Annotated in this window: 12 protein-coding genes; 8 read left to right on the top strand and 4 right to left on the bottom strand. The window is 70.6% G+C overall.

The genetic code is table 11. The annotated features are described in order from the left end of the window. The coding region (locus tag Q8Q85_08760; GenBank protein ID MDP3774344.1) for a hypothetical protein at window positions 1-901 on the bottom strand (901 nt) is incomplete at its 3' end. Window positions 902-1046: 145 nt separating this feature from the next. On the opposite strand from Q8Q85_08760, the gene Q8Q85_08755 reads away from it, so the two are divergent. Next, on the top strand, window positions 1047-1730 hold the full coding sequence (locus Q8Q85_08755; protein MDP3774343.1) for a metal-dependent hydrolase: 684 nt from the start codon (window positions 1047-1049) through the stop codon (window positions 1728-1730). A gap of 22 nt (window positions 1731-1752) precedes the next feature. Here the strand turns inward: Q8Q85_08755 and Q8Q85_08750 are convergent, their stop codons facing one another. Next, window positions 1753-2166, bottom strand: a complete 414-nt coding sequence (locus Q8Q85_08750; protein ID MDP3774342.1) for a PIN domain-containing protein — start codon at window positions 2164-2166, stop codon at window positions 1753-1755. Beyond that, entirely contained in the window at window positions 2163-2399 is a 237-nt protein-coding gene (locus Q8Q85_08745; GenBank protein MDP3774341.1) for a CopG family transcriptional regulator, read from the bottom strand. The genes Q8Q85_08750 and Q8Q85_08745 overlap by 4 nt, the downstream gene beginning before the upstream one ends. A 219-nt stretch (window positions 2400-2618) precedes the next feature. Here Q8Q85_08745 and Q8Q85_08740 point away from each other — a divergent pair, with 219 nt between their 5' ends. Genes Q8Q85_08740 through Q8Q85_08710 form a run of 7 tightly spaced genes read left to right on the top strand, consistent with a single transcriptional unit; the run spans window position 2619 to window position 10569 of the window. Continuing rightward, a complete protein-coding gene (locus Q8Q85_08740; protein MDP3774340.1) occupies window positions 2619-4214 on the top strand; it encodes an aldehyde dehydrogenase family protein in 1596 nt (531 codons plus the stop codon). Between the two features lie 19 nt (window positions 4215-4233). Beyond that, on the top strand, window positions 4234-5004 hold the full coding sequence (locus Q8Q85_08735) for a hypothetical protein (protein ID MDP3774339.1): 771 nt from the start codon (window positions 4234-4236) through the stop codon (window positions 5002-5004). A gap of 24 nt (window positions 5005-5028) precedes the next feature. Then, window positions 5029-6666: a peptide ABC transporter substrate-binding protein gene (locus Q8Q85_08730; GenBank protein MDP3774338.1), complete on the top strand. Its 1638-nt coding sequence runs from the start codon at window positions 5029-5031 to the stop codon at window positions 6664-6666. Window positions 6667-6669: 3 nt separating this feature from the next. After that, window positions 6670-7644, top strand: a complete 975-nt coding sequence (locus Q8Q85_08725) for an ABC transporter permease (GenBank protein MDP3774337.1) — start codon at window positions 6670-6672, stop codon at window positions 7642-7644. 35 nt (window positions 7645-7679) lie between these two features. Further along, a complete protein-coding gene (locus Q8Q85_08720; protein MDP3774336.1) occupies window positions 7680-8543 on the top strand; it encodes an ABC transporter permease in 864 nt (287 codons plus the stop codon). Further along, window positions 8540-9595, top strand: a complete 1056-nt coding sequence (locus Q8Q85_08715) for an ABC transporter ATP-binding protein (protein ID MDP3774335.1) — start codon at window positions 8540-8542, stop codon at window positions 9593-9595. Before Q8Q85_08720 ends, Q8Q85_08715 begins: the two co-directional genes overlap by 4 nt. Then, on the top strand, window positions 9592-10569 hold the full coding sequence (locus Q8Q85_08710; protein MDP3774334.1) for an ABC transporter ATP-binding protein: 978 nt from the start codon (window positions 9592-9594) through the stop codon (window positions 10567-10569). The genes Q8Q85_08715 and Q8Q85_08710 overlap by 4 nt, the downstream gene beginning before the upstream one ends. A 40-nt stretch (window positions 10570-10609) precedes the next feature. On the opposite strand, the gene Q8Q85_08705 is transcribed toward Q8Q85_08710, so the two are convergent. After that, on the bottom strand, window positions 10610-10793 hold a 184-nt coding region (locus tag Q8Q85_08705), incomplete at its 5' end, for a hypothetical protein (GenBank protein ID MDP3774333.1).

Here is a 10793-nt window from a genome sequence, read left to right as displayed (position 1 = left end):
CGGCCCGCTGCCGGTCCGACAGGCGTTCCTCCGCCAGCCGTGCGCGCGGATACTGTGAGCCGAGGACGGCCTCGAGCACCGTGCGCTCCTGCGGGGAGAGCCGGGCCCGCCGCTCCCAGGTGAGTCTCTCATACGGTGCGCTGCCGGGTACTCCCCAGCCGCTGGCGAGGTAGCGGCGGAACAGCGCCTGCGCAAACGCGGAATCTTCCGCGATCGCTCGATCGAACGACTCCGCGGCATCGGCGAGCCGGCCCCGCCGCCACGCCGCGAGCCCTTCCAGGTAGGCCCGCATCGCCGCGGGGGATTCCGTGAACCGGACCCGATCGTCGGGCCTCGACTGGCCGCCGACCGCGGCGAGCAGGCCGATGGCCGCACGTCGCAGCAGCGCGTCGAGACTGTCGGCCGGACCGGTCACCGGTCCCGCGCGCGCGCGCTCCGCACCGCCGGGCACGCTAACGAGCGTCGCCGTCACGGTGATGCGCGATCCCAGCCCGACGATACTCCCCTGCGCGAGCAGCCCCGCGCCAAGTCCCTGCGCGACGCGCAGCGCCGCCGGCTGCGCGATCGGCGTGCGCAACCCGCCTCCCGCCCGACGCCACGCGCTCAGCACGCTCGCCATATCGAGCGCGCGGGGCCCGCCCTGGCCCGTGAACTCGGCTGACAACAGCTCGGCGAAACCCTCGCCAAGGAGCGAATCGGCGGTGGTGATGCGGAACGGCAGGACGGCGACCCGGTTGGGATCGATCGTCACGGCGGCCGAAACGCGGGGAGTCGCGCCGGCGCACGGCGGCGGGGTGCCGTCGGGGCACTGGGCGAGCGCAGGCTCGGCGGCACCGAGCGCGAGCAGCGCAGCCCATACGAGACCCGCGACTGAAGTCGCGGCTCCGCGTCTGTCGCTCAAGCAACGCGCCGTCCCGTTCCTGAGGTTCAGGAGTTCTCTGCTCAAGAAGGGCATCACGGATAGGCTACACTACGGCTCGGATTCCAAGCGCGCCAGAGCGGCTCCCTTGCATCGCCCCGGGCCTTGGAGCATTGTCCCGGCCACGATGCCCACTGTCACCTGGCACGGCCACGCCTGCTTCCTCCTCGAACACGAGGGAAAGCGCGTCGTCATCGACCCCTTTTTCACCGGAAACCCGAAAGCCGACATCGACGCCGCGCAGCTGCCGAAGGTGGACGGCATCCTGGTCACCCACGGCCACGGCGACCATGTTGGCGACGCGGTGCCGCTGGCCAAGATGCACGACGCGACGGTCGTCGCGCCGTACGAGCTGGCGGTCTTCCTCTCCGAGCAGGGCGCGCCCCGCGTCCACCCGATGCACATCGGTGGCGCGCACGACTTCCCGTTCGGCCGGGTGAAGCTGGTTCCCGCCATCCACGGCGGGCAGGTCGAGGGCACCGACGGGTCGAAGTTCGCGACCTGGCCCTGCGGGTTCGTGGTGACGATGGGCGGCACGCGCATCTACCACACCGGTGACACCGCGCTCACGATGGAGATGCAGCTCCTCGCGGGACGCGTGGACGTGATGCTCCTTTGCATCGGCGACAACTACACGATGGGGATCGAGGATGCAGCACGGGCGGTCGAGTTCGTACAGCCGAAGGTCGCGATCCCCATGCACTACGGGACGTTCCCCGTGGTCGCGGCCGATCCGGAAGAGTTCAGGAAGTCGGTCGGGACGCGGGCGGAGGTCGTCATCCTGCAGCCGGGCGAATCGTACCTCAGCTGAGGTCTTCGTCCCTTTCCACCAGCTACGGCAGTAGCCTGAGCCGCTCGACGTGCGCCGGTCTCACGACGCCGAAGTGGCGACGGTCGGTGGTCACGATCGATCCGATGTCCAGCCGCTCGGCGAGCGCCACGATGGAGGCATCAACGAAGCCGAGCGGCAGGTCCGCGTAGCCGGCGATCAGGTCCGCTGCGCGAGAGAGATCCTCGGCTTCGATCGACTCCACCGGTGGTTCGCCCGCCGCGAGCGTGCGCACCAACGACTCCTCGACCGCCGAGCCCAGGCGGGTCCCGATCAGGTAGGCCGCTTCCGAGAGCACGGTGACCGGGACGAGGATGGGCTCGCGATTCTGCAGCAACCACTGACGCATTCGCCCGTGCCAGGAGTCGCGACGATCCGCGAGCGCGAACAGCGCACCCGTATCCGCGAGGACGGTCACTCGTGCGGATCAGTCCAGAGGAAGTCGTCCAGGTGCGTCGAGATGTCCGAGCGCCCGCTGTCTCCCATCCCAACCCAGCTCGGCAAGGGACGAGGTCCCGAGGCCGGCTGCGCGACCAGGTACGCCGCCACCGCCTCCCGCACCACGGCTGCGAAGCTCTTGCCCTCGGCGCGACTCACCTGCTTGAGCCGCTTGAGTAGGGCCTCGTCCAGGAACACCGTCGTCCGCTTCATGGCATATATATTACATGAAAGGTATTACGGACGCAATAAGGCAGTCTAGCGGCCGCTTTCCAGCCGTGTCAGCTCGGCGCGCACGCGGTCCGACTGCGACTGCACGGACCGATCGGGACGCGAGCGACGAGCCAGCCGGCCAGAGTGCCGTCCCCTGGAAAGCGGGCGGAAGGCTAGCTAGTCTTGACCCACCTACAACCAACCCACCGGAGCATTCGCGTGCCTCTCAAGTCGAAGAAGAAGAAGTTGCCCGGCTTCCGCCTCACCTACGCCACGATGTTCGATCCGCCGCTGGGGCTGCACCGCAACTTCGAGAAGGCGCTCGCCCGCGTGAAGAGCGACCTCGGGCGCGAGTACCCGATGCTCGTCGGGGGCAGGGAACGCCTCGCGGCCGAGAAGTTCGAGGACCGGAGCCCGATAGACAACTCGTGGCTGCTGGGCACCTTCCAGAAAGGGACCGCCCAGGACGCGAAGGACGCGATCGCCGCCGCGCGCGCCGCCTTCCCCGCGTGGAGCAGGCTGAGGTGGCAGGAGCGGGTGCGACTGCTGCGCAAGGCCACCGGGCTCATCACCAGGCGCGTGTACGACTTCGCTGCGATCGACGCGCTCGAGGTCGGGAAGAACCGCATGGAGGCTCTGGCCGACGTGCAGGAGACGGCCGACCTGATCGAGTACTACTGCGACCAGGTAGAGAAGAACAACGGCTTCGAGAAGCCGTTGCGCAGCGATCCGCTCAAGGGCTACAAGGCGCGGAACCTGAGCGTCCTCAGGCCCTACGGCGTGTGGGCCGTGATCTCGCCGTTCAACTTCCCGGTCGCGCTGGCCGGCGGCCCGTCGGGCGGTGCGCTCGTCGCCGGCAACACCGTGGTCTTCAAGCCGGCGACCGACACGCCGTGGACGGGTTACCTGCTGGCGCGCTGCTTCCTGGACGCCGGGCTGCCGCAGGGCGTCTTCAACTTCGTGACCGGTCCCGGCAGCACCTGCGGGCAGGAGTTGATGAGCAACCCAGGCGTCGACGGCATCACCTTCACCGGATCATACGACGTCGGGATGCGCATCTACCGGCACTTCGCCGCTGGCGCCCACCCGCGCCCGTGCATCGCCGAGATGGGCGGCAAGAACCCGGTGATCGTCTCGAAGCGCGCGAACCTCGACCGTGCGGCACTCGGGGTCTTCCGTTCCGCGTTCGGCCTCCAGGGCCAGAAGTGTTCCGCCGCCTCACGGATCTTCGTGGAGAAGCCGGCCAAGGAAGCGTTTACCAGGAAGCTGCTCGTTCTGCTCGAGCAGACGAAGATCGGCGACCCGACGGAACTCGAGAACTACCTCGGCCCGGTGATCAACGATGGTGCGGCGAAGGAGTACGAGGGGTACGTGGAAGAGCTGCGCCGGTCGGGTCGTATCCTGTTCGGCGGGAAGCGGCTCACGGACGGCGACATGGCGAAGGGCTCGTTTTGCGCCCCGACCCTGGCCGAAGCGCCGGAGAGCCACCGGCTCTGGAAACACGAGATGTTCCTGCCGGTCGCGATGATCGCCGAGGTGGACTCGCTCGACGAGGCGATGCGGCGCGCCAACGACGTGGACTACGGCCTGACCGCGGGGTTCTACGGCAGCAAGAAGGAAGCGCAGTGGTTCTTCGAGCACATCGAAGCGGGGGTCTGTTACGCCAACCGCCCTCAGGGCGCGACGACGGGCGCGTGGCCGGGTCACCAGCCCTTCGGCGGCTGGAAGGGGTCCGGCTCCTCGGGGAAGTCGGCGGGCAGCATGTACTACGTGCAGCAGTTCATGCGGGAGCAGGGCAGGACAGTGGTAGAGTGAGGCGAGCCGGCTCCCGGCCGTGACCTGGCTCCTTCTCCTCGATCCCCCCGCCTCCGGCGTCTGGAACATGGCGTTCGACCAGGCGCTGCTGGAGGCAGCCGAGGGAGACGGACTCTGCACGCTCCGCCTTTATGCTTGGGACCCGCCCACTCTCTCGTTCGGGCGCAACGAGCCGGCGACGCGTAGGTACGACCGTGCCGCGATCGAGCGTCAGGGCCTGCCCGTGGTTCGGCGGCCCACGGGCGGGCGCGCCGTGTGGCATCACCGTGAGGTGACGTACAGCGTCGCAGCTCCGGCCGCGGCGTTCGGCTGTCTGCGCGACACCTACCTGGCGATCCACGCGATGTTAGCCGAAGCACTGACGTCGCTCGGTGCGCCGGTGACGCTCGCCGCCGACCGGCCCCCGGCCGGGGTGGGCGCGGGCGCGTGCTTCGCCAGCGCCGCCGGCGGAGAGGTGATGGCGGCCGGCGGGGGCAAGGTGGTGGGCAGCGCGCAGGTCCGGGGCGACGGCGCTTTCCTCCAGCACGGCTCGATCCTGCTCTCGGCCGATCAGGACGTCGTGGCGTCGCTGATCGTCGGCGACGCGGATGCTCCCACGGCCACCGGGCTGGCGGAGCTGGTGTACCCGAGACGCGCCACGTGGGACGCGGTGAGCGCCGCGGTCGTGGAGGCCGCGGCCGCGCGCTGGGGCGCGCCGCGCGAACCGGGAACCCCCGCCTCCGCCGTCCGCGCCCGCGCCGAGCGCTGGTGCGCCCGCTTCGCCGACGCCGGCTGGACCTGGCGCCGCTAGGAGCGACACCTAGATTTGCGGTCCGTGCCTTCACGCCGACTGCTTGCCGCGGCGCTCGCGCTCTCCGCGTGCGCCCGAGGCTCCGAGACGACCTCCACCGCCTCGGCGGGCGGCACCCTCGTCGTCGCCCTGCCCGGTGACGCGGACGTTCTCCTCCCGCCGGTAACCAGTTCGCTCCTGAGCCTCAACATCTCGGACCGGATCTTCCCCCGGCTGGCCGAGATCGGCCTCGCGCTCAACACCGTGGACGACTCCGGCTTCGCCCCGTCGCTGGCGCGGCGCTGGGAGCACCGCGACTCGACCACCATCGTCTTCCACCTCGACCCGCGCGCGCGCTGGCAGGACGGCCCGCCCGTCACCGCGGACGACATCGTGTTCACGTACCAGGTCTACACCGACTCGCTGGTCGGCGCGCCGTTCCTCCCGAACCTTGCGGGGATCGCATCGGTCACGAAGGACGACTCGCTGACCGTCGTCTTCCGGTTCCGTCACGCCTACCCCGAGCAGCTCTACGACGCCACGTATCACATGCGCATCGTGCCGAAGCACCTGCTCGACTCGATCCCGCGCGCCCGACTCGGCTCCTCGGCGTTCGGCCGGCGACCGGTCGGCGTCGGGCCTTTCCGTTTCGTGCGTTGGGAGGCGGGAACGGAGATCGTGCTCGCCGCCGACCCGGGCTCGTTCTTCGGCCGGCCGCGTCTCGACCGGATCGTCTTCCGCGTCATGCCCGACGTGTCCGCGGCGGTGAGCGCTCTCATCGCGGGGGAGGCCGACGCGATCGAGGTCATCCCGCAGCGCGACGAGATCGAGCGGGCACTTCAGGCCCCGGACCTGCGCCTGCTGGCGTATCCGTCACCGTTCGTGGCGGGGCTCGTGTTCAACCTCCGCCCCGGCCGCCTCTTCGCCGACCGCGAGCTCAGGCGCGCGATCGCGATGGCGGTGGACCGCGAGACGATCGTCCGCTCGATCTTCGGGCCCTACGGCGAGGTTCCGGTGGGCGCCACGAGCCGCGAGCAGTGGATCGCCAGCAACGACGTTCGCCAGCTGGGCTTCGACACGCTCCAGGCGAAGCGCATCCTCGACGACCGCGGCTGGCGATACGCGAGCGGCGCGGGCGTGCGCCTGAAGAACGGTTCGCCGCTGCGCTTCACCCTGCTGGTGCCGACGACCAGCCGCATCCGGCAGCAGGCGTCCGTCCTCATGCAGGCACAGCTGAAGGCCCTCGGCGTGGACCTGCGGATCCAGCCGCTCGAGTTCAATCTCTTCGAGCGCCGCACCGCGAGCGGCGACTTCGACGTGAGCTTCTTCTCGCGCACCCTCGACCCGAGTCCCGCCAGCCTGCTGCAGTTCTGGTCCACCGCGTCCATCGGCCGCGACAACGTGGGTGGGTACGCGAGCCCCGCGTTCGATTCGATCGTGACCGCCGCCATCGCCGCGCCGTCGCGCGCGGCGGCCGCGCCTCTCTGGCGGCAGGCGCTCGAACGCCTGAACGACGACGCAGCCGGCGTTTTCGTCTACGCGCCGCGCAACCACGCCGCCCTGCATAGGCGCCTCGAGAACGTCTCCATTCGCCCGGACAGCTGGCTCGCCACCGTGGCTGCGTGGAGGATCGCGCCGGACCGGCGCCTGCCGCGCGACCGGATCGGCGCGGCGGTCAACTAGCGCTTGCTCGGTTTCCTCGCCCGCCGCCTCGCGCTAGCCGCCCTAACAACTCTTGCCGTCGTCACCATCACGTTCACCGTCGTCCATCTCGCGCCCGGTGAGCCGATGCTGGGCGACGCCGAACGGCTCCGGGCCGACCCCGCCACGATCGCGCGGCAGCGCGCCGCCTTCGGCCTCGACCGGCCGCTACCCGTCCAGTACGCACTCTACCTCGGGAACCTGGCGCGCGGCGAGCTGGGTGAGTCGTTCGTTAGGCGTCGGCCAGCGGGTCACGTGCTGCGCGATGCACTGCCCAACACGCTGCTGCTAGGCGGCGCCGCGCTCGCCCTGAGCTTCCTCATCGGCCTCGCCACCGGCACGCTCCAGGCGGCGCGCCGCGGTACCTTCGTGGACGGCGCCCTCTCGGTCGCCTCGCTCGCCGCGTACTCGACGCCGTCCTTCTGGCTCGGCCTCGTGCTCCTGCTCGTCTTTGGCCAGTGGCTGCGCTGGCTACCGGTGAGCGGGATGACCGATCCGGTGGTGCACGAGTTCCTCTCCCCGGCCCGGCGCGCGCTCGACGTGCTCCGCCACCTGGTCCTGCCGGCCACCACACTGGGACTCGTCAACGCCGCATGGATCGCGCGCTTTCAGCGCAGCGCCCTGGTGGACGCACTCGGCAGTCCGTTCGTGCGCACCGCGCGCGCCAAAGGGATCGCCGAGAGCCAGGTGCTGCTGAAGCACGCCCTGCGAAACGCCCTCGCTCCCGTCATCACGCTCGCAGGGCTCTCGGTGCCCGCGCTACTCACCGGCTCGGTGCTGGTCGAGAGCGTCTTCGGGTGGCCCGGGATGGGGCGCGTGACCTTCGAGGCGATCTTCGCGCGTGACTACAACGTCATCACCGCCGCCGCGATCGTGGCGGGGATACTCGTCGCGCTCGCCAATCTGCTTGCGGATCTCGCCGTAGCCGTGACCGACCCGCGCGAACGGCTCGACGCATGAGCCGGGGCGTGGCGAGTGGTGCGTGGGGAGGCGCCGTGGCTGATTCTCCGGCGCGGAGTCCGTGGCACATCGCCTGGCGGCGTTTCCGCGGCAACCGCGCCGCCGTGCTCGGGCTCGGCGTGTCGGCGGCCGTCGTCCTCGCGGCGCTCCTCGCTCCGCTGCTCGCGCCGTTCGACCCGAACGCGCAGCCGGACCCGGTACTTCTCCAGCAGCTGGCGCCCAACACCCACTACCTCCTCGGCACCGACGCTTTCAGCCGCGACGTGCTGAGCCGCGTGATCTTCGGCGCCCGCGTCTCCCTGGCCGTCGGGCTGGGCGCGGCGCTGCTCGCGGTCCTCATCGGCGGGAGCGTAGGCCTCGTCGCGGGCCTGGCGCGGCCGTGGCTCGACCGCCTGCTCATGCGCGGTGTGGACATCGCGCTCGCCCTGCCCCGCATCTTCCTCCTCCTGGCCGTGTTCGCGCTGTGGGAGGGCGTGCCCGTCGGCGTGGTGATCCTCCTCATCGCGGCCACGGGTTGGTTCGAGACGAGCCGCCTGGTGCGCGCCCACGTGCGCAGCCTCCGCACCGCCGACTTCGTGCTCGCGGCGACGGCTCTCGGCGCGGGGCGCCGCGGCATCGCGCGCCACCTCTTGCCCCACGTGGCCGCTACCATCATCGTCAGCGCGACGCTGGACATCGGCAACATCATCCTGCTCGAGGCCGGGCTCTCGTACCTGGGCCTCGGAGTGCGGCTGCCGACGCCGACCTGGGGGAACATGATCCTCGACGGCCGACACCTCCTTTTCACTGCCCCGTGGGTGGCGGTCGCCCCGGGGGTCGCGCTGGTGCTGACGGTGGTGGCGTTCAACCTGGTGGGCGACGGCCTGCGCGACGCGTTGGACCCGAGGCTGGCGCGGTGAGCGCCGCTCCGCCGCCCCGCCGTTCCGACGCTCCGCCCCTGCTCGAGCTCAGGGACCTCCGGGTGACGTTCCACGTCGAGGGCGGGGTCGCGCGGGCGGTGGACGGCATCGACGTGGTGATCGACGCGGGCGAGACGGTCGGCCTGGTCGGAGAATCGGGGTGCGGCAAGAGCGTGGCGTCGCTCGCGGTACTGCGCCTGGTCGAGCCCGACGGCCACGTCGCTCACGGGAGCAGCGTGCGGCTCGAAGGTCGCGACCTCCTCGCGCTCCCGATGAAGGAGATGCGCCACGTCCGCGGCAACCACGTCGCGCTGATCTTCCAGGAGCCGATGAGCGCGCTCAACCCGGTGCTCCCGATCGGCGAACAGATCGCCGAAGTGGTGCGGACGCACGAGAACGTGAAGCGGAAGGACGCGTGGGCGCGCGCGGTCGAGATGCTGAAGCTGGTGGGCATTCCCGACCCGGAGGAGCGCGCGCGCCACTACGCACACCAGCTCTCCGGCGGGATGTGCCAGCGGGTGCTTATCGCGATGGCGCTGGTCTGCCGGCCCAAGCTGCTCATCGCCGACGAGCCGACGACCGCGCTGGACGTCACGATCCAGGCCGAGATCCTCGAGCTGCTCGCCGGGCTCCAGGCGCGCCTCGGTATGGCGGTGCTGCTGATCACCCACAACCTCGGCATCGTGGCCGAGACGACGCGGCGCGTGTACGTGATGTACGCCGGCCAGATAGTGGAGGAGGCGCCGACGGAGGAGCTGTTCGCGCGGCCGGCGCACCCGTACACCGAGGGGCTGATGGCGGCGGTGCCGAAGCTGGACGAGAAGCGCGAGCGGCTCGCGGCCATCCCGGGCCAGGTGCCGCCGGCGACGAGCTGGCCCGCGGGCTGCCGGTTCCATCCGCGGTGCCCGTACGCGTGGGAGAAGTGCCGGACGGAGATGCCGCCCTTGCTGGACGCGGGACCGGGTCACCGGTCGAGGTGCTGGCTGATCGCGGAGCCGGGAAGAAAGACGCACCGACGCACGGACGCACCGCCGCACCGTGGTGATCAGTGAGCAGTCCGCCGCTCCTGGACGTCGCCGACCTCGTGACGCACTTCAGGCGCCGAGCCGGGCTTTTCGGCACGCGCAAGGAGATCGTCCAGGCGGTGAATGGCGTGTCACTTGTCGTGGCCCGGGGAGAGACGCTCGGCCTGGTGGGGGAATCCGGCTGCGGCAAGACCACGCTGGCGCGCGCGATCCTGCGGCTGCTCGAACCGACGAGTGGCGCGGTGCGCTTCGACGGGCAGGACGTCCTCGCGCTCGAGCCCGCGCCGATGCGCGCGATGCGGCGGCGCATGCAGATCATCTTCCAGGACCCCTACTCGTCGCTCAATCCCAGGATGACGATCGGGCGCGCGGTGCGCGAAGGCATCGAGGTGCACCGGCTGGCGGAGGGAGCGGAGGCCGACCGGCGCGTCCTCCAGTTGCTCGACGAAGTCGGTCTTCCGGCGGACGCGGTAGGCCGCTATCCGCACGAGTTCTCCGGCGGGCAGCGCCAGCGCGCGGGCATCGCCCGGGCGCTGGCTGTGGAGCCCGAGTTCATCGTGTGCGACGAGCCGGTGAGCGCGCTCGACGTTTCGGTCCAGGCGCAGGTTCTCAACCTCCTCGCCGACCTTCAGGCGCGCCGCGGGCTATCCTACCTCTTCATCTCGCACGACCTCGCCGTGGTGCGCCACATCGCGCCGAGGGTGGCGGTCATGTACCTGGGGCGTATCGTCGAGGAGGGGCCGGCCGAAGCGATCTACGCGCGGCCGAAGCACCCGTATACGCAGGCCCTGCTCTCGGCGGTGCCGGTGACCGATCCCAAGACCCGGCGCGCGCGCATCGTGCTCGCGGGCGAGCCGCCATCTTCTGTCAACCCGCCGTCGGGGTGTCCGTTCCATCCGCGGTGTCAGCATCCGGCGAAGGATGAGGAATGCCGAAGTGTCAGGCCCCTGTCGCGGGTGCTGGGGCCCGGGCCCGCCGCGGCGTGCCACAAGGCGGGCTGATCAGCGGTTCGGGGGATTGCGAGCGAGAGGCGCGGGGCGGTCACAGCGTCAGGTCGCCGCCGGGGTCCCGCTTCTTGAGCTCGTCTAGGTTCCGCCGCGCCTCTCCGAGGCGACGCCGCCGCTCCAGTTCATCGAGCTCGGCCTCGCTCCACTGCAGCGTGCCGTTCTCGTCAGGGACCCGGAGAACGCTCCCCTCGCGCGTACCCTTCGGCAGGCTCTTGAGG

This window comes from Gemmatimonadales bacterium, from assembly GCA_030697825.1.
Lineage (GTDB): Bacteria > Gemmatimonadota > Gemmatimonadetes > Gemmatimonadales > JACORV01 > JACORV01.
This window is presented reverse-complemented; position numbering and strand designations above follow the sequence as displayed.